14 protein-coding genes and 1 pseudogene are annotated in these 18,537 nt (G+C 69.2%); 4 read left to right on the forward strand and 11 right to left on the reverse strand.

Going from position 1 to position 18,537, the window contains the following annotated elements:
• Nucleotides 1-139 precede the first annotated feature (139 nt).
• Nucleotides 140-3,136: a S8 family serine peptidase gene (locus ACWGID_RS04965; RefSeq protein ID WP_452194518.1), complete on the reverse strand. Its 2,997-nt coding sequence runs from the start codon at nt 3,134-3,136 to the stop codon at nt 140-142.
• A 162-nt stretch (nt 3,137-3,298) separates the two neighbouring features.
• Between ACWGID_RS04965 and ACWGID_RS04970 the strand changes: the two genes are divergently transcribed.
• Both ACWGID_RS04970 and rpsT read left to right on the forward strand, forming a co-directional pair.
• Nucleotides 3,299-3,757, forward strand: a complete 459-nt coding sequence (locus ACWGID_RS04970; protein ID WP_452194520.1) for an SRPBCC family protein — start codon at nt 3,299-3,301, stop codon at nt 3,755-3,757.
• 144 nt (nt 3,758-3,901) lie between these two features.
• The gene (gene rpsT / locus ACWGID_RS04975; protein WP_452194522.1) at nt 3,902-4,162 is read left to right on the forward strand and encodes a 30S ribosomal protein S20; all 261 of its coding nucleotides are present in this window, start codon (nt 3,902-3,904) and stop codon (nt 4,160-4,162) included.
• A 167-nt stretch (nt 4,163-4,329) separates the two neighbouring features.
• Here rpsT and holA read toward each other — a convergent pair whose 3' ends face one another.
• Nucleotides 4,330-5,313, reverse strand: a complete 984-nt coding sequence (holA, locus tag ACWGID_RS04980) for a DNA polymerase III subunit delta (protein ID WP_452194524.1) — start codon at nt 5,311-5,313, stop codon at nt 4,330-4,332.
• A 69-nt stretch (nt 5,314-5,382) separates the two neighbouring features.
• Between holA and ACWGID_RS04985 the strand changes: the two genes are divergently transcribed.
• Complete coding sequence (locus tag ACWGID_RS04985) at nt 5,383-5,955, forward strand: isochorismatase family protein (protein WP_452194526.1); 573 nt, start codon at nt 5,383-5,385, stop codon at nt 5,953-5,955.
• On the opposite strand, the gene ACWGID_RS04990 is transcribed toward ACWGID_RS04985, so the two are convergent.
• The 3 genes from ACWGID_RS04990 to ACWGID_RS05000 form a co-directional block, all read right to left on the reverse strand.
• Nucleotides 5,947-8,325, reverse strand: a complete 2,379-nt coding sequence (locus ACWGID_RS04990; protein WP_452194528.1) for a ComEC/Rec2 family competence protein — start codon at nt 8,323-8,325, stop codon at nt 5,947-5,949. The two genes, ACWGID_RS04985 and ACWGID_RS04990, sit on opposite strands and share 9 nt — an antisense overlap.
• A gap of 79 nt (nt 8,326-8,404) precedes the next feature.
• Complete coding sequence (locus ACWGID_RS04995) at nt 8,405-9,292, reverse strand: helix-hairpin-helix domain-containing protein (protein ID WP_452194530.1); 888 nt, start codon at nt 9,290-9,292, stop codon at nt 8,405-8,407.
• Between the two features lie 64 nt (nt 9,293-9,356).
• Nucleotides 9,357-10,199, reverse strand: a complete 843-nt coding sequence (locus ACWGID_RS05000; protein WP_452194531.1) for a DegV family protein — start codon at nt 10,197-10,199, stop codon at nt 9,357-9,359.
• A 54-nt stretch (nt 10,200-10,253) separates the two neighbouring features.
• Here ACWGID_RS05000 and ACWGID_RS05005 point away from each other — a divergent pair, with 54 nt between their 5' ends.
• Nucleotides 10,254-10,760, forward strand: a complete 507-nt coding sequence (locus ACWGID_RS05005; protein WP_452194533.1) for a pyridoxamine 5'-phosphate oxidase family protein — start codon at nt 10,254-10,256, stop codon at nt 10,758-10,760.
• Between the two features lie 710 nt (nt 10,761-11,470).
• On the opposite strand, the gene ACWGID_RS05010 is transcribed toward ACWGID_RS05005, so the two are convergent.
• From ACWGID_RS05010 to ACWGID_RS05035, 6 genes and pseudogenes are all read right to left on the reverse strand, one after another.
• Nucleotides 11,471-14,062 carry an ATP-binding protein gene (locus ACWGID_RS05010; RefSeq protein WP_452194535.1) on the reverse strand — a complete coding sequence of 864 codons (2,592 nt, stop codon included), beginning with the start codon at nt 14,060-14,062 and terminating at the stop codon, nt 11,471-11,473.
• 171 nt (nt 14,063-14,233) lie between these two features.
• On the reverse strand, nt 14,234-14,428 hold the full coding sequence (locus ACWGID_RS05015; protein WP_452194537.1) for a hypothetical protein: 195 nt from the start codon (nt 14,426-14,428) through the stop codon (nt 14,234-14,236).
• A 100-nt stretch (nt 14,429-14,528) separates the two neighbouring features.
• On the reverse strand, nt 14,529-14,948 hold the full coding sequence (locus ACWGID_RS05020; RefSeq protein WP_452194538.1) for a YjbQ family protein: 420 nt from the start codon (nt 14,946-14,948) through the stop codon (nt 14,529-14,531).
• Nucleotides 14,949-14,968: 20 nt separating this feature from the next.
• Complete coding sequence (gene leuS, locus ACWGID_RS05025) at nt 14,969-17,449, reverse strand: leucine--tRNA ligase (protein ID WP_452194540.1); 2,481 nt, start codon at nt 17,447-17,449, stop codon at nt 14,969-14,971.
• A 187-nt stretch (nt 17,450-17,636) separates the two neighbouring features.
• The gene (locus tag ACWGID_RS05030) at nt 17,637-18,131 is read right to left on the reverse strand and encodes a helix-turn-helix domain-containing protein (protein ID WP_452194700.1); all 495 of its coding nucleotides are present in this window, start codon (nt 18,129-18,131) and stop codon (nt 17,637-17,639) included.
• Nucleotides 18,105-18,383 (reverse strand): annotated as a pseudogene (locus ACWGID_RS05035) (AraC family ligand binding domain-containing protein); the annotation flags it as partial. The gene ACWGID_RS05030 and the pseudogene ACWGID_RS05035, both read right to left, overlap by 27 nt.
• Nucleotides 18,384-18,537 lie beyond the last annotated feature (154 nt).

An 18,537-nucleotide genomic window follows, 5' to 3' on the forward strand; every position in this document is an offset into this window, starting at 1 on the left:
CGATCGTGTTCCAGCCCATGTGTGGGACCGGCTCACCGGTCTCCGGCTGGAGTCGCGGGGGCGGGGCCGGGCCCCGGGGGGCGCCCCGGGGCGCGCCCCCCCCCCCCCCCCTTCTGCGTTGTTCAGCTGTCGGCGTTGTTCAGCTGTCTACGCGGACGATGGTGGAGCCGGAGCCGTCGGCGCCGTCGGAGAAGTGCAGTTGGCCCAGGTACCTCGTGCCTGCGGTCAGACCGGTCCAGGACGCGGTCACGCTGGTCAGGCCGGCGACCGTCACCTGCTGGCTGGCCGGTGTGGCGGTCAGATTGCCTTCAGCCTTCTGCAGCTCCCAGTGGTCGAGTTTGACCACCTGCTCGCTCGCTCCGGCGTACAGGTCGACGTACACGTCCACTTGGCCGCCTGCGGGCTGGGCGAGGTTTACCTGTTCCTCTGCTGACCCGCCGGTGCTGCTGCCGAGCAGAGACGTCGTACCGGCCTTGTAGACGAAGACATCCAGGTCGGTGCCGGCCGGGTAGTCCGCGTCGAACGTGGAGAACCGGGCGTACGTCGTACCCGCCGGGACGTTCACGGTGAACTTCGCGACGTGGTCGTTGGCTTTGGGTGCCGTCGTCGGGAACGACACGCCGCCCGGGTCCTTCAGCGTCGCGTCGTTCACGGTCGCCGGGGTCAGGCCCACTGCGGTGGTGTTGAGCGTCCCGGCGTACCCGGAGGTGATCGGGACGTCGACGGAGCCGGCCGTGCCGGTGCCGTTGACCTGGACCGGGGCCTTCACCGTGAGCGGCTTGATCGCGAGGGTGCTGGCGACCGAGTGCTGCGCCGACTTCCAGACCAGGCGACCGAACGAGTACTGCTCCAGCGGGGCGCCGTCGTTCTCGACCGTGACCTTGTACGTCGTGCTGTGGCCGGGCAGCGTGATCAGGATCCGCGGCGAGACCGTCACCTTGAGACCCTTCAGGCCCTCGACCTTCGGGAAGTAGACCTCGGGGGTCTTGCCGACGTTCGTCACGGTCCGGGTCACGGTCTGCTTGCCGGCCAGATCACCGATCGCGATCGTCGGGTAGTTGAGGTCGCTCAGGTCGATCTTGCCTCCTGCGCACAGCTCGTGCGTGCTCGGCACCTGACCGGACCCGCAGATGAACTTCGTCCAGTCGGTGTACGTCGAGTCGTAGACCAGGCCCGGGTCCATCCCGAGCTTCGGCTGCACCTCGCCGGCGCCGTACCCGAACGGGTTCGCGGGCGAGCCGGAGTCGTTCTGGATCGGCTTGCCGCTGGTGTCCCTGTCGGTGGCGGTCGTCATCATCGCGGACTTGATCGCCATCGGGGACCAGGTCGGGTGCTTGCTCTTGAGGACCGCCGCGATCCCGGAGATGTGCGGCGTGGACATCGACGTACCGCTCATGAACGCGTACTCGCCACCGGCCGCGCTGAACGCGGTCGTCGCGGCCAGCACGTTCGTGCCCGGCGCCATGATGTCCGGCTTCAGCAGGTCGCCGTTGCCGGCCGGGGACGGACCACGGCTCGACGAGGCCGCGACCTTCGGCGCGGTGACGCGGACCGGCGTACCGGCGCTGATCGTCGCGGTCGCGTTGGCGGTGCCGCCGACGTACGCCTTGACCTCCGGCGCTTTGGTGTCGTCGAGGTGGACGGTCGGGACCGAGTGCAGGTCGGAGTCGAGGGTGCCCGGAGTGATGTTGAGCAGGATCATGCCGACGCCGCCGGCGTTCTCCACCTGCAGGCTCTTGTCGACGCGGGCGTTGACGCCGCGGTCGCAGACCACGATCTTGCCCTTGACCTTCGCCGGGTCGAGCGTGTTCGCCTGGCAGAGCACGAGGTTGGCCGGGTCGGCTCCGTCCAGGCCTGCGTCCTTGGCGAGGACCACCGGCGCCTGCGGTACACCGGCACCGATACCCGCGCCGGTGTAGGACTTGCCGTTGCCCAACGTGACCGTGGTCTGGATGTCGCGGTCATGGGTGCCGTTGGCAACCGACGTGACCCAGGGGTACGTCTTGCCGACCGTCGCGTCACCCGGACCGGTGTTGCCCGCGCTGGTCGCGACGAACACGCCCGCCTTGGCAGCCCGCAGGAACGCGAGCCCGGTGGCGTTCACGTACGTCGACCCGCTGCCGGAGATCGAGTAGTTGATGACGTCCACGCCGTCGGAGACCGCGGCGTCGATCGCGGCCACGATGTCGGCGTCCGTACCGCTGCCGCCGCCGGTCGCGTCGACGGCCCACAGCGCCTTGTAGATCGCGAGACGGGCGTGCGGCGCCATACCGGAGCCCTTGCCGTAGTCGCGGCCCATCACGGTCATATCGACGCCGTAGTTGCCGGCCGCCGTACTCGCGGTGTGCGTGCCGTGGCCGCCGTAGTCACGCGGAGACTTGAACTCCTCCGGGATCGGGCGGTTGCCGATGCCCTTGTCGAAGTACCGGGCGCCGATCACCTTGTTGTTGCAGGTGACGGGCGCCTCCTCGCCGGCCTGGCAGGTGCCCTTCCACTTCTTCGCGATCAGCGCGTCCGACTGCTTGGAGGTCTTGATCGGTGCGAAGCTCGCGCGCTCCGGGACGTAGCCGGAGTCGATCATCCCGATGATCACGCCGTCGCCGGCCTTGTCGACACCACCCGCCTGCTGCCAGGCGCCGCCCTTGCCGGACAGGCCGAGGAAGCGCGGCGTGTCGACGGTGTCGGCGTGCTCGATCTCGCTCGGCTCAACACTCTTCACGCCCGACGACTTGGCCAGCTTGACCGCGTCGTCGTACGACATCTCGGCGGAGAAGCCGGCGTACGTGTAGCTGTAGTCGTACAGCTTCTTGACGGCCGGGACCTCGGCGAGGACGCCGTCGCGCTCGGCGGCGAGATGCTTCACGTAGTCGACGACCGGCGCGGCGGTCTTCAGCAGCTTGGCGCCGGGCAGGACCTTGGTGGCGGCCAGGCCGGCGATGTCACCGTCGTACTCCGCGACCGGGGAATCGTCGAGCTGGACGATGTACGAGCCGGTCTCGGAGCGTTTCACCGCCGGGTCGGCGGTGGTCGCCGCCGCGGGCTGGTTGGCGTGGGCGGCACTGACCAGGACGGGGACACCGGCCATGGCAGCGATCAGCGCGGAGGCGACGAGAATCGCCTGGCGTTTGCGGGGCAAGGGAGTTCCTCCAGGGCTTGGACGGAGCGATGGTGGAGCTTTGGCTCGCGGACATCCCGACACCGCGGTGATCGGCGTCACGGGGCCCCGAGTATGCCGTCACGTCCCCGGCGATGTCACGCTCAGCACAACAGCTGACTGCCGACAGCAAGGGAAATCCCGATGCCCGATCTGGCCGAGTCCATCACAGTGCAGTCGAGCGCTGACGCACTGTATCGATTGGTCAGCGATCTACCCCGCATGGGCGAGTGGAGCCCCGAATGCACCAAGGTGACCTGGTCGTCTGCTGGTAGGCCCGCGCTAGGTGCCCGGTTCGTCGGGCACAACCGCGTCGGGGTCGTGCGCTGGTTCACCTTCGGGAAGGTGGTGGCCGCGGACCCGGGCCGCCGCTTCGCGTTCGAGATCACCTTCGGCCCGGTTCCGATCTCGCTGTGGGACTACTCGTTCACCCCGACGCCGGACGGCTGCACGGTCACCGAGTCCTGGACCGACCACCGTCCGGCGGCGCTGAAACTGCTGTTCCGGCCGATCTTCGGCAACCGCACCCCACGCAACGCCGATGGCATCCGCACCACGCTGGCGAGGCTCAAGTCCGCCGCCGAGGCGACCACGCCGGCGTGAACCGGCGGCTCGCGGCATGAGCTGGTTTGGTGATGGCTGAGGGTTGTTGGTAATCTGGCTCTTCGCGCGCCAACGGGTGGTGTTCAGCCGTGCGCGCAACACCATCCTGTATTGACCGCACAAACCTGATCGAGGCACTGCTCCGTGGCGAACATCAAGTCCCAGATCAAGCGCAACCGCCAGAACGAGGCGGCGCGACTTCGCAACAAGTCGGTGAAGTCGACCCTCAAGACGGCGGTTCGTCGCTTCCACGAGGCCGTCGAGGCCGGCGAGGCCGACAAGGCCCAGGAGACCGCGCGTAGCGCCGGCCGCCTGCTCGACAAGGCCGTCAGCAAGGGCGTCATCCACGCCAACCAGGCTGCCAACCGGAAGTCGGCCATCTTCAAGAAGGCCGCTTCCCTCTGACACCTGGGGCGCGTCTCTGACGCGACCCAACAACGATCGGCCCGTCCCCAAAGGGCGGCCGATCGTTTTTGCATGCCTGAAAACGAGCGCCAGCTCCCCACCCAGGCAGCCGCCGACCTACCAGCTCCCCCGAGTGCTCATTCAGCAGCGGGCCGTTGGCTTGGGTGTTAGCGGCGGCCGTGGGCTCGGGTGACGGTGAGGACCATGCGTTCGAGGGCGTAGCCCGCGTCGCCTGAGGCGCCTTTGACGTCCGCGTCGGCTTGGGCGACCGCCTTGATCGCCGTCGCCAGGCCGCCGGGGGTCCAGCCGCGGACCTGCTGCTTGAGCTGCTTCAGCTTCCACGGCGGCACCCCGACCTCCCGCGCCAGGTCCGCGTCCCGCATCCCGCTCGCAGCACTCGCGTACTTCGCCAGCCCGCGCAAACCACCCGCCATCGCGCTCGTCACGAGCACCGGCGCCACGCCGCAGTCCAGCGCCCAGCGCAGCTGCTCCAGCGCCGGCTCGGTCCGACCGGCGATCGCCGCGTCCGCGACCGCGAAACTCGTGACCTCGGCGCGCCCTCCGAAGTACTGCCCGATCAGGTCGGTCGTCACCGCCTGACCGCCCGAGTCGGACACCAGCTGCGAGCACGCGCCGGCCAGCGCCCGGAGATCGTGCCCGACCGCGTCGACCAGCGCAGAGGCCGCGCCCTCGTCGACCGTCCCGCCGTGCAACCGGATCTCGCCAGCCACGAACTGCGGCAACTCCCACGCCTTCGGTGCCGTCGCGACGACCTCGTTGACAGATGCCTTCCGCAACTTGTCGAGGACGCCCTTGCCCTTCTGCCCGCCAGAGTGCACGAGCACGACGAGTACGTCGTCGGCCGGCGACCCGGCGTACTCGATCAGGTGCGGCGCCATCTCGCTCGGCAGGTTCTCCAGCGCGCGCAGCACCAGCACCCGCTCGGTCGCGAACAGCGACGGGCCGGTCAGCTCCGCGAAAACACCGACGTCCAGCGTGACCGCCTCGAGGTCCGTCACCTCGACCCCGGAGTTGTTCTTGGACACCGCCGCGATCGCCGATCGCACCGCTCGATCCGCGAGGAACGACTCGGATCCGGTCACCAGCAGTACGTCACCGAGCTTCGGTGCAGAACCCCTACGAGCAGCCACCCGGTCAGCATCCCACGCCGGACGGACAATCCCGGTGCGGGCCCTCGGCAAACCCGCGAGGATAGCGCCATGACGTCATCCCCAGCGCCGACCGACGCACTGATCGTGGTGGACATGCAGACCGCCTTCGTCTCGGGCGACGAGGCAGTTCCGGGCGCGGCGCAACTTCTGGATCGGGTCGGCGGCCTGCTGGACCGCGCGCGGGAGGCAGGCGCTGTCGTCGTACACCTGCAGAACGACGGACCGCCCGGTGCGGACGACGAACCGGAGACGCCGGGCTGGGAGCTGTACCTGCCGGTGAAGCCCGGGCCGCGCGAGCACGTGATCCGGAAGCCCCGGGACGACGGTTTCGACGCGACTCCGCTCGGCGAGGTTCTCGTCTCGGCGGGCGTGCGGTCGCTCGCGATCTGCGGCGTGATGTCGGAGATGTGCGTGCACGCGACATCGAAGACTGCCCTTGCGCGGGGCTACCGCGTCGTCCTTCCGTACGACGCGCACGGCACCTATGACGTCCCCGCGGTCGAGGGCGTCGCCGACGTCATCCCGGCGCACATCGTCTCGCGCGTGGCCGCTTGGTCGCTCGGTGATCAGCCCGAGAACACAGTCCCGGCCGAGGTCGTGAGCTTCGCGCCGTCACGGTGAGGGATCGGTAGTGAGCGCCAAATGGTTGCGCTCGTTGGTGACGACGAGCGGGCCGCTGACGTTGGTCGTCGCGGTACGGATCGCCTGGTGAGACAGCAACTCCAGGGTTCTCGGGGCCGGGTGGCCGTAGTCGTTGTCACGGCCGGCGGAGATCACGGCCAGGCGCGCATTCGTCGCCGCGATGAAGCCGGGATCCTGCTGCGCCGAACCATGGTGCGGAACCTTCAGTACGTCGGCCCGTAGGTCGGCGCCGGTGGCGACGACGGCTCGCTGCGACTCGGGTTCCAGATCGCCGGTGAGCAGGATCCGGAGACCGGCGAGCTCGACCATCATCGCGATGCTGGCGTTGTTCTCCGGCGAGCCCTCATCGGTCGAGGTCGCGGACGACGTACCGGGTGGCGGCAGCGCCGGGACCTTGGCGGGCCAGAGCGTTGTCCAGCTCACCGCGCCGACCGTTCGGGTCTCGCGGAACGCGACCGTCCGGAGGGCGACCCGATGCTCTGCCGCGAGGTCGCTCACGCGGTCGTACTCGGCGCGCGGCGAGAAGTACGGTGTCACCTCGATCTCGTCGACGCGGCGACCGTTCAGCACTCCCGCCAGACCACCCACGTGGTCGGCGTGGAAGTGGCTGAGCACGACGACCGGGATGTGCTTGACGCCGAGGTTCTTCAGGCAGCGGTCCATCGGTTCCGGATCGGGGCCGGTGTCGACGACAACCGCCGTACCCTCGCCGGCGCGCAGGACCAGACCGTCTCCTTGCCCGACGTCGCAGACCACGAAGAGCCAGTCGTCCGGCGGCCAGCCGAACCGGCCGACCGGTCGCAGGATGACGACAGCCAGCAGGATCACTGCGAGGACCATCGCGATCGGGCGAGCGAGGATTCGGTGCAGGCCGAGCACGAGCGCGACGCAGAGCAGGGTCAGGACCACGATGCCAACGACAGTCGCCGGCCACGTGCTCGCCGCACCCGGGAGGTCGGCGCCCTGCTCAGCGACAAGGATGATCCAGCGCGCCGGCCAGCCGGCTGCCCAGCCGAGGAGGTGCGCCGCTCCGCTGCTGATCAAGGCGACTCCGGCCGCGACGAATCCGAGGATCGTCGTCGGCCCGACTGCTGGTCCCGCCAGCAGGTTGGCGCCGACCGCCACCAGCGAGACCTGACCCGAGAGCCAGGCGACGACCGGCGTACAGGCGATCTGCGCGGCCAGCGGACACGAGATCGCTTCGGCCAACCACCCCGGCATCCACTTCGCCAGCGCGTCACGCCATCCCGGCCCGAGCAGGACAATGCCCGCTGTCGCGAGCACCGACAACGCGAACCCGGCCGAGCGCGCGAGCGATGTGTCCAGCAGAAGCAGCATGATCACTGCCGCCGAGAGACTCCGTACCGCGCGCCGCCGCCCTCCCCCGCCGGTCATCGCCGCGAGAGCGATCAGTCCCATAGCGGCCGCTCGGAGAACGCTCGGTTGTGGTCTCGCGAGGACGATGAACACGACGACGGTCAGCAAGCCGACCACGGTCAGCCCGCGGGCTCGAACGCCTGAGACCCGTGCGAGTGGGAGGAGGAAGGCGAGCAGCAGCGTCAGGTTGGTGCCGGAGACCGCGGAGAGATGGGTGAGGCCGGTTGTCCGGAAGTCGGCGTCGAGCTCGGGCGACACCCGGGAGACGTCGCCCATGACGAGGGCAGGTACGAGTCCGCGGACGTCGTCGGGCTCGCCCGCTACGGCGTCACGGAGTCCTGCTCGTACCTTCTCGGCTGCTCGTAACCACCATGGCGGTGCGTCGACCGCCCGCGGCGGTGACCGGGTCGAGAGCGTTGCGGCGACGTCTGATCCGTTGTCGACCCGTTCGAGTCTCCCGGTCGCGTCGACATGCTCGCCGTACCTGACGGTCTGCCATTTGGTGGTGCCCACGACGAGGACCGGGGTGCGTACCCGGATTGTTCGCAGGTGGTCGGCGCCGGCTCGGGTGTGTACCTCCTCGATGGTTGCTTTGAGCACGACGTACGGCGGGCGGCGGCTGGTGGTGCTCTGGCGGACGGAGGGATCGCTGTCGATCTTCAGTCGGACGGTGACGGAGGTCGAACCATCTGCGAGTCCGCGCACCGGGCCGGCCCGAAGCGTCGCCGACTGCAGCGCCGCCGCGAGCGCCAGTCCGCCGACGACCACGAAAGCTCCTGCCGTTGCCCAGCCGACGTTCTTCGACCGGTGGTTCAGCTGGCGCCGTCGCAAGAGCACTGCGAGGGTGGTTGCCGCGACCAGAGCGAGCACTCCGACGAGCACGCCGGCGTGCGGCGATCGGCCAACCAGCACCACCGCCGCCAGCCACCCAGCCGCAGCCGGAACGAGCAGTCGAGCATCCAAAGCCTCCACAACAGGCGAGTCCGAAGCAGGCGCCCCGGAAGCCGGTGGGTTGGGGGCGGGCGCGGCGGCGGGGGCGGGTGTGTGGGGGTCAGAGGTGGACATGGGGTTTTAGGGAGTCGAACTTTTTGGGGCCTACGCCGGGGACCTCCTGGAGTTGGTCGATGGTGGTGAAGGGGCCGTTCTGGGTGCGGAAGTCGAGGATTCGCTGGGCGAGGACGGGGCCTACTCCGGGGAGGGCGTCCAACTGGTCGAGGGTTGCGGTGTTGAGGTTGACGGAGGCGTTCGCGGCGTTGGACGGCGAGGACGAGGTCGCGGCTGATGGGTTGGTGGGTGCGGGTTGGTTGAGTTGGCCAACGAGGATTTGTTCGCCGTCGGTGACCTGGCGGGCGAGGTTGAGGGTGGTCAGGTCTACGCCGCGGAGTGCGCCGCCGGCCAGGGTCAGTACGTCGGCGACGCGGGAGCCTGCCGGTGCGCGGATCAGGCCGGGACGGCGCACCTTGCCGGCGACGTGCACGACGACTACTGCTTGACCTGGGGTGGTGGCAGCACCCGGTGGCTGGTTGGTGCCTGCGGGCTGGGTCTGGCCCGATCCAAGTGAGCCGGTTTGGAGCTCCTTAGGGGTGACGGGTGAACCGGTGGCTGCGGTGCTCGGGCGGGTGTCGGGGAGGGCTTCGGGGCGGGCTCGGAACAAGGACCAGCCGGCCCAGGTCAAGCCGACTGCAAGTAGAACCACGAGGACGACGACGTGCCGTGGGGTGAGGGTCCAGCGCGCGTCGCGTAGCCGCTCGGGCCGGACCTGTTCGGGAATCCATCCACCGCGCACCTGTTCATCACGCTCCTCCGGTTCGTCCTCCTGGTGTTCGTCGTGAAGGTGACCGTCGGCGGCAGGCGTGGCCGGCCGCACGCCCAGGCGGGACAGGGCGCGGGCCCGGGCGTCGTCGGGGCTGGGGTTGGGGACGCGACGGAGAACCTTCACGCCCGGAGAAGGTACGAGTTCGCGAGCCCCGCGAACCGACGAATCGAAACCTGTGGAGAACTACCTAGCGCGGACTGACGACAACCGCGATCAAGCCGGGGCCGACGTGGGCACCGATGACGGCGCCGACCTCGCGGAGAACGACCTCATCGGCCGCGGGCAGGCGGTTGGACAGGTCGTCGGCGAGCGTCTGCGCCTTCTCGAGATTGGCCAGGTGATGGACGGCCAACTGGACAGGAGCCTCACCGGCCCGCTGGACGGCGATGTCGGCCAGCCGGGCGATGGCGCGGCTCGAGGTTCGGACCTTCTCGAGCGGGACGATTCGCCCGCCGCTGATCGTCAGCAGTGGCTTGACCGCGAGCGCCGTACCGAGGAGGGCTTGGGCGGCGCCGATGCGGCCGCCGCGGCGGAGGTACTCGAGGGTGTCGACGTAGAAGTACGCCGAGGTGGACTTCATCCGGGCCCGTGCGGCCGCCTCGACGGAGGCCGCGTCGGCACCGGCGGCGGCCGCCGTGGCCGCGGCGAGGACCGGGAAGCCCAGGCCCATCCCGAGGGAGCGCGAGTCGACCACGCGGACCGGGATCGGGGACTCCTTGGCGCCGATCATCGCGGCCTCGAACGTGCCCGACATGTCGCCGGACAGGTGGATCGACACCACCGCCTCGGCGCCGTCCGCGGCGCGGGCGGCGTACGTGTCGGCGAAGGTCTGCGGCGCCGGGCGGCTGGTCGAGACGGGGGTGAACGTCTTCAGCGCCTCCGCGACCGCGTCGGCCGAGGTGGCGCCGTCGTCGTACGACGTCCCGCCGATCACGACCTGCAGCGGTACGACGGTCAGCGGGTGGCGGAGCACCTCGTGCGTGGACAGGCCAGCCGTGGAGTCGGTGACGACGTGCACGCGGGCTGACATGCAGCGAGGTTACCGGACAGTCATATGTCGGCGCTCGGTGCCAGAGTGCTGAAGATGAGGGAAACAGCAGCGGAAGTCACCGAGTTGCAAGCGCTGATGGACGCCGTCTACCCGACGACGACCGAGCACCTGCGCACCATCATCAAGGACCAGCGGCAGCTCAGCGCCGACGTGCTGGTCCAGGTCCTGACCGGGATGTGCACGTTGTCGCTGGCCACGGTCACCGCGCACGGCGAGCCGCGGATCAGTGCGGTCGACGGCCATTTCCTGCACGCCAGATGGATGTTCACGACGTCCGGATCGGCGGCGAAGGCGCGGCACCTGAGAGCACGGCCGGCAGCGAGCGTGGCGTATATCGACGGCGAACGGATCGGCGTGTTCACCCATGGACAGGTCGAGTTCCTGACCCCCGAGCACTCCGACTTCGCGGAGATCGAGGAGTACCTGGTCGGCCACTACGGTAGCTCACCGTCGAGCTGGGGCGACGACATCGTCTACTGCCGTCTCAGACCCACCTGGGTGGTCGGGTACGGCGACGCACGCCAACTGCTCGCCCCGTGAAAGAGGACCGCGCGGCGGGGGGCGGAAGAGGGGCGCCGCGCGGTGGCTTCTGGACAAAACGTCAGCGAGGTGAAGGCACCCCTCCCGGGCCTTCACCTCGCTCCGGACAACGGCCGGGCCAATGGCGTCCCCTCGTGCGCCACAGACACGACCTAGTCCTGCTGACTCCCCCTGGCTGTCAGCTGAAGCAGGTGGGTCCTCGGCGAGCTACTCCCCGTATCCGGTTCCGTGAGAACCGGCCTGACCGCGAGCTCGACGAGGTCCCGGGAGGTCCCAGCGGCCGGCCCGCCGGTGGGTGACCAAACCCACCGGTTGATCGGCGCCAGCCGGGTCGTGGCACTCGTCCCCTGTGTCGTGTGCCTGACCCTGTGCTGGGACCCCGCCCCGGAAGCAGTGCCCTGACGGTGCACCGCGTCCGGTTCAGGCAGGACAGATCCGCACTGCACAGCACCCCGGAGCTCTCGGCAGCCGCTCGGCGCCCCCACCAACCAGCCGCCGGATGCCCTCCGCGTCGCCGCCGCCGCGCGCTTCGGCAGTTCAGCGGTGTGCCATGGCCTCTTCATGGTTCACCGCTCCTTCGCTGCCGCTGCCGCCCGGTGCCGGACTCTGCTTTGTGGAACCTGCCCTACGGCTGTAATTCTTCGTCCGGCACGTATGTCCGGACGAGGCAGAACAACCGGCAGTTACCCGGCAGCTTCAGCGGATCGGCGTCACGAAAGAGCGGCGAGGACGTCGTTGGCCAGCCGCTGCACCGCGGCCGCCGGATCCGGCTCGGGCCACCCGTCGGCGACCGATGCGCTCTCGCAGGACTCCTGGAGCACGGCCCACGCGGTCGGCAGCATCGGCGGGTCCATCGACTGTTGCCACGCCAGCAGCTGACCGCACAGCCGGTCGCCCGCCTCGGATCGACCCAGCGCGTGCAGCACGGCCACGGCCTCCGGCAGTACTTCGAGCAGGTACACGACCCGCCCCTCGAGCAGCAGCCGGTTCAGTGCGTCCAGCACAGCTGCGCGCGCCTGCTCCACCTCACCGGCAGCGCGGGCCAGCCGGGACCGGTACAGCATCACCAGGTAGTCGAAGTACCCGCGGTGCCCGCGGATGTCCGCGTCCGCCTGGTCGAGCAGCGTCCGAGCTTCGTCGTACCGGCCGTCGTGGTACTCGACCATCGCCAGGCAGCCGGCCACCTTGGTGCGCTCCGGGTCGTCCGACGCCTGGCTGTCGCGGGCGAGCTGTGCCCAGTGGCGGGCGCCGGCGAGGTTGCCCAGCTCGAGGTCGACGCGGCTGAGCGCCATGTACGCGATCTCGTCCGGGTAGACGCCCGGATTGACCAGCGCGGCCTCCCACGCGAGCAGGAGTTCCTTTGCCTCCACCAAACGGCCCCACCGCAGCAGAGCGAGCCCGCAGATCGCCTGCACGGTCGCGGACCGCTGTACGTCGCCGTGCTTGCGCGCATCCTCCACGAGCGCCGGCACCTCGGCCAGGCTCTGGGTGTCGAGCAAGTGCGAGCCGGAGGAGACCCAGCCACCCCGCGCGACCAGACCCATCTCGGTCTCACCCGGGATCAGCGTGCGCGCCTCCCCGTAGTGCCGGCGCGCGCCACGGATGTCGCCGGTCAGGCTGGACAGCCGCCCCGCGATCGCGAGCAGCCGCCCGCTGGTCTCCTTGTCCGCCACGCTCGCCGCGCACAACGTCGCCCAGCGGATCCCGCTCTCGGCCACGCTCGCCTGGTACTGCCAGGCGATCCGGAACCCCAGGACGATCCGCGCCGCGACGTCCCACTCTCCCAGCTCGGCCGCCCGCTCCAGCGCGACCTCGAACAGTGCCGAGTTCGCGTGCGCGGCCCGGTACCGGCGGTCGCGGTCCGGCGACGACCACGCGCCTTCGAGCCCCGACACGTACGTCGAGCACCACGCGACCGCCCGGTCCCGGAACTCGGTCAGATCGTCTCCCTGCGACGACAGACCGGCGTACGCGTGCTCCCGGATCGTCTCCAGCTGCTTGTACCGCGCGCCGTACAGCTGCTCGAACTCGTGCACCGGCTGCAGCAGCGACTTCTCCACGAGCTCGGCCAGCAGCATCGGTACGTCGATCTCGTCGATCGGCGTTCCCGTGCAGACTCCGGCCACTGCTTCGAGCGTGAACGGCGAGCCGAGCACCGAGGCGCGGTAGAGCAACTGCCGCGCCGCATCCGACAGCGCGTCGACGCTCCAGGTGATCGTGTCGGCCAGCGTCCGCTGATGCGGTGCACCGAACCTCCGCGGCCCGGACAGCAACCGGAACCGGTCGTCCAGCGCGGCGAGGATCGCGTCCACCGTCAGCGACCCGGCCCGCGCCGCCGCGAGCTCCAGAGCGAGCGGCAGTCCGTCCAGCCGGCGGCACAGCCGGGCGACCGTCGGCGCGTTCTCGGGTGTCAGCGCGAAGCCCGGACGGACCCGCGCCACCCGCCGGGTGAACATCTCCACCGCCGGGCTGGCCGCGATCTCCTCGAAGTTCTCGTCGTTCGCCGGTACGCCGAGCACCTGTACCCGGCGTACCACCTCATCCGGGAGACCCAGCGGGATCCGCGACGTGACCAGCACACCGACGCCTGGGAAGCTCCGGACCATCCGGTTGGCCACCGTCGCCACCCCGTCGAGGACGTGCTCGGCGTTGTCCTCGACGATGACCAGATCGCCGGGCTGCCGACCGGACAGGACGGCGTCGAGGTCCGCCGTACCCGGTGCGGTGCCGAAGGCGTCGAGGATGGCCGACGGTACGGCGGCGTCGCGCTGCACCGTGGTGAGGTCGACGACCACGACGGTCGTGTCGGCGCCGGAAAACCGGTCGGCCGCGGCCAGCGCGAGCTCGGTCTTGCCGACACCACCCGGACCGACGAGGGTGACGAGCCGGTTCTGCCGGAGCAGGCCCTCGAGCTCGAACAGTTCCTGCTCGCGGCCGACGAGACCGTCCGGGATCGGTCGGGTGCCACGCCAGCGCAGACCGGCCGGCGCGGGGTCAGCGACGGAGACGACCTCCGGTGCGGCGGCAACCGTGCGGACGACAGGGCGCGCGGAACCGTGGCCTGCGGTCGCGAGGAAATGGTCGGTGTCGCCGTCCCGCAGCCCGAGCGCGGAGGCGAGCAGCCGGACTGAGTCCTTGCGCGGACGCGCGACGCGTCCGGCCTCCATCTCCCGGATCGACCGGACGCTGAGCCCGGCGCGATCCGCCAACTCCTCCTGGGAAAGGCCTGCCTGGACCCTCAAGCCGAGCAACAGGCCGGCGAAACCTCGCCGACCGTCCGCCCGGCCATCCGTGTCCGACACAGCCCCGTCACCCCTCTGAAGGCCACACGTTCCTGTCACAACATAGCGTGACGAGCGTGTCCGTGCCGCGCCGATCCGACGCGCGGGATGCGGCCTGGGTCACACAATTCGTTGACCGTGGCAACGGCTTTCCGCCGTGCGGGAAATGCTGCGGTATCAGAATTGCTTGTTTCAAGCAGTCGCCCGGACCGCGCGGGATTCATTTTCCACGGCGTACAGAGAAAGCACACCGGCCCAGTCGTCGATCCGGGCCTGGGTGTCGGCACGGCCGGAATCGGCATTCAGCAGGCTGCCGTCGGAAATCCCCCGGGTCGCGCGAACCAGGAGCTCGACAGTGACGTCGCGGAGCGTGTCCAGGGCAGCCATGCGGCAATTCAAGCGGAGTAGTGTTTCGCAAACGTAACGCGATCGGCAACATCACGATAAGTCACCAAGATGCTGGAAAATATTGTTACCCGGTGGTCCGTTAACCGGCCAGCCAGGAAAGCCGGACCTGGCGCTGTGGATTGTCCACATTGGTGTCGATCAGGCAGATCGATTGCCAGGTGCCGAGCATCATCTGCCCGTCCAGCACCGGAATCGACGCGTACGGCGGGATCAGGGCGGGCAGCACGTGGTCGCGACCGTGTCCGGGCGTACCGTGCGTGTGCCGCCAGCCGAACTCGCGCGGCAACAGCTCCTCGAGCACGGCCAGCAGATCCGTGTCGCTGCCAGCTCCGGTCTCGAGGATCGCGATACCGGCCGTCGCGTGCGGGACGAAGACGTGCAGCAGCCCGTCGCCGTGGGCCTGATGGGCCTGGGCGGCGACGAACTGCTCGCACCTGCTCGTGAGGTCGAAGACGATCTCGGTCCCGCCGGTCGCGATGTCGATCAGCTCTGAGCGCATCGCTGCAGCGTAGCTCGTGGTCAGGCGGGAACGATGTTGACCAGCTTCGGCGCCCGCACAATCACCTTGCGGGTGCCTCGGCCGTCCAGGGCCTTCTGAATCGCCTCGGAAGACAGCGCCAGCTTCTCCAGGTCGGCCTCGGAGATGTCCGGCGCGACCTCCAGCCGGTCCTTCACCTTGCCGGCCACCTGGACCACACACGTCACGGTCTCCTGCACCAGCAGCGCCGCGTCGACCTTCGGCCAGCCCGCCTTCGCGACGGTCGGCTGGTGGCCCAGCTCCTCCCACATCTCCTCGGCCGTGTACGGCGCGACCAGGCTCAGCACGATCGCCACCGTCTCGACCGCTTCCCGGACCGCCGGGTCGGCCGCACCGGGACCGGAGTCGATCGCCTTGCGGGTGGCGTTCACCAGCTCCATGACCCGGGCGACCATGACGTTGAACCGGTGCGAGTCGATCAGCTCGGCCGCGTCGCCCACCGTCCGGTGGGTCAGCTTGCGCAGCTCGACGTCACCGGTGGACGGGTCCGCACCGACCGGGGACTCGACCGCTCCGGCCAGCCGCCAAGCGCGCTGCAGGAACTTCAGCGACCCACCCGGCGACATGTCGGCCCAGTCGATGTCGTCCGCGGGCGGACCGGCGAACACCATGGTCAGCCGGACCGCGTCCACGCCGTACTCGTCGATCTGGTCGCCCAGGTTCACGCCGTTGCCCAGGGACTTGCTCATCGCCTTGCCCTGGTTGATGACCTGGCCCTGGTTCAGCAGCCGGGTGAACGGCTCCACCGCGTTCAGCAGGCCCATGTCGTGCAGCGCCTTGACGAAGAACCGTGCGTACAGCAGGTGCAGTACGGCGTGCTCCTTGCCGCCGACGTACTGGTAGACCGACATCCAGCGGTCCGCCGTCTCCTGGTCGAACGGTCCGTCGGTGTACTCCGGCGACAGGTAGCGCAGGAAGTACCAGGACGAGTCGACGAAGGTGTCCATCGTGTCGGTGTCCCGCTCGGCCGGGCCGCCGCACTTCGGGCACTCGACCTCGACCCAGTCGCGGGCCGCAGCCAGCGGGGACACGCCCTTCGGCCGCAGGTCCTCGCCGCGCAGGTCGGGCAGCTCCATCGGCAGCTGGTCGTCCGGGACCGGCACCTCGCCACAGGACGGGCAGTGGATGATCGGGATCGGGCAACCCCAGTAGCGCTGGCGGCTCAGCAGCCAGTCGCGCAGCCGGTAGTTGATCGTCCGCTCGCCCAGGCCCTTGCCCTGCAGCCAGTCGATGATCCGCGACTTCGCCTCGGCGACGTCCAGTCCGTCCAGGCTGATCTCGTCGTTCGCGCTGTTGATCGCCGGTCCGTCACCGGTGAACGCCTTGCCGTCGAAGTCCGGCGTCGGCTGCACGGTGCGGACGATCGGCAGGTCGAACTTCTCCGCGAACTCCCAGTCCCGGGTGTCCTGGCCGGGGACCGCCATGATCGCGCCGGTGCCGTAGTCGGCCAGCACGTAGTCGGCGGCCCAGATCGGGATCCGCTGCCCCGTCACCGGGTTGACGGCGTACGAGCCCAGGAAGACACCGGTCTTCTCGCGCTCGGTGCTCTGCCGCTCGATCTCGGTGGTCGCCTTCACCTTGGTCAGGTACTCGTCGAACGCGGCCTGCTGGTCCGGCGTGACCAGTTCGGCGGCCAGCTTCGCGTCCGGCGCGACCACCATGAAGGTGGCGCCGAACAGCGTGTCCGGCCGGGTGGTGAACACCTTGATCGGCTCGTCGCGACCCTCGACCTCGAAGTTCGCGAACGCGCCCTCGGAGCGGCCGATCCAGTTGCGCTGCATCAGCAGGATCTCTTCCGGCCACTGCAGCAGCTCCATGTCGTCCAGCAGCCGCTGGGCGTACTCGGTGGTCTTGAAGTACCACTGCGTCAGCTCGCGCTTGGTGACCTCGTGGCCGCAGCGCTCACAGCGGCCCTGGACCACCTGCTCGTTCGCCAGCACGGTCTGGTCGTGCGGGCACCAGTTGACGTACGACGCCTTGCGGTACGCCAGGCCGCGCTCGTACAGCCGCAGGAACAGCCACTGCGTCCAGCGGTAGTACTCCGGGTCGGACGTGTGCAGACGCCGGGACCAGTCGAAGCTGATCGCGTACCGGCGGATCGACTCCGCCTGCGTCTCGATGTTGGCGTAGGTGAACGTCGCCGGGTGCTCGTTGCGCTTGATCGCGGCGTTCTCGGCCGGCAGCCCGAACGAGTCCCAGCCGATCGGGTTGAGCACGTCGTACCCCTGCTGGAACCAGTAGCGGGCCAGGACGTCGTGCAGCGCGAACACCTCGGCGTGACCCATGTGCAGGTCGCCGGAGGGGTAGGAGAACATCGTGAGCGCGTAACGCCGCTCGGCCGAGCCGTCGTCCTTGGCCTTGAACGGGTCCAGCTGCTCCCACACCGGACGCCACTTGGCCTGCATGGCGTTGAAGTCGTAGCCACCCCGGTCGACGGGGGTGTCCTCCACCTGCTCGCTCACGGTCCTACTCCATACTTCGTGTCTTTGGTCGAGCCTAAATGTGCCAGACGGCACTCCCTGGACATAAAAAAGCCCCTCACACAGGAGGGGACGCCGCACTGACCGGCGCTTCTCGGCGCCTGATTGCCAGCACGGCTAACTAAGGAGCAGGCTCACTCGCATAGCTGAAGACTACCACTGCCCGTCACTACAGGAACTCGGTCCCGCCGGTGCGGCGATGGTCGCCGGGTGTTCGGCCGTACTTGCGTTTGAAGGCAGTCGAGAACGGGCGTACGTCGGAGTACCCGCAGACTCGCGCCACTTCGGTGACAGACAGCGTGTGATCCAGCAACAGTTGCGCGGCCAGTTCGAGACGGAGGCGGCGCAGGGTCGACATGATGGATGCGCCGGTCTGCTGCGTGAAGAGACGCTCCGCATGACGTTCCGACAGGTGTACGACGGCCGCGACATCCCGGACCGTGATGGGGCGCGAGAGGTTGTCGCGGAGGTGGCGCTGCATGGCTTCCACGACCAGCGGACCGCGATCGCGGCGGACTGGTTCCACTGCCAGGTCGGCGCTCAGGGCGAAGGCGCGAGCTGTTTCGACGATGAGACTGCTGCCGAGAGCGCCGAGCGTGGTGCTGTAGCCGGAAACGGGTGCTGCGGCCTCCGTTGCCAGCGCGCTGATCAGTGCGGGCAGCATGCCGACTCGATCGGAAATGACGGGACCGTCGGCGCGTGTCAGTCCGGACCACCAACCGGGCTCGACAGAACCCGGGCGGAAGGTGAAGCCCCAGAAGGCGATGCCCAGCGGGGACGTCTCGCTGGACTCGATCTCGTGGATGTCCCCCGGCCGCGCGAGGAACACCGACCCCGGTACGACGTCGTACCGCACGGAACCGTTGTCGAAGCGGCCCTCGCCGGCGTACGCGAGGCAGACCTCGTGGAAGGAGTGGGTGTGCCAGTAGTTGCGCCAGTACTCGGGCCGGTAGTGGCCCCAGCTGAGGAAGTCCGCGTGGAAGCGGTGGGGGGGTGGTTGCGCGACGGGATCCCGAAGAGCCGCTAGCGCTCACGCGAACAGAGCACGCGACCCGGCCACAACACTCGCC

This window comes from Kribbella sp. NPDC054772 (assembly GCF_053611945.1).

Coding starts and splice junctions, on each gene's coding strand:
- ACWGID_RS05020 (WP_452194538.1), bottom strand. CDS start 14,948: ATGCGCTCAGAGCTGATCGACATCGCGACCGGCGGGACCGAGATCGTC.
- ACWGID_RS05015 (WP_452194537.1), bottom strand. CDS start 14,428: ATGGCTGCCCTGGACACGCTCCGCGACGTCACTGTCGAGCTCCTGGTT.
- ACWGID_RS04985 (WP_452194526.1), top strand. CDS start 5,383: ATGACGTCATCCCCAGCGCCGACCGACGCACTGATCGTGGTGGACATG.
- ACWGID_RS04970 (WP_452194520.1), top strand. CDS start 3,299: ATGCCCGATCTGGCCGAGTCCATCACAGTGCAGTCGAGCGCTGACGCA.
- ACWGID_RS05000 (WP_452194531.1), bottom strand. CDS start 10,199: ATGTCAGCCCGCGTGCACGTCGTCACCGACTCCACGGCTGGCCTGTCC.
- ACWGID_RS05030 (WP_452194700.1), bottom strand. CDS start 18,131: ATGCTGCCCGCACTGATCAGCGCGCTGGCAACGGAGGCCGCAGCACCC.
- ACWGID_RS05005 (WP_452194533.1), top strand. CDS start 10,254: ATGAGGGAAACAGCAGCGGAAGTCACCGAGTTGCAAGCGCTGATGGAC.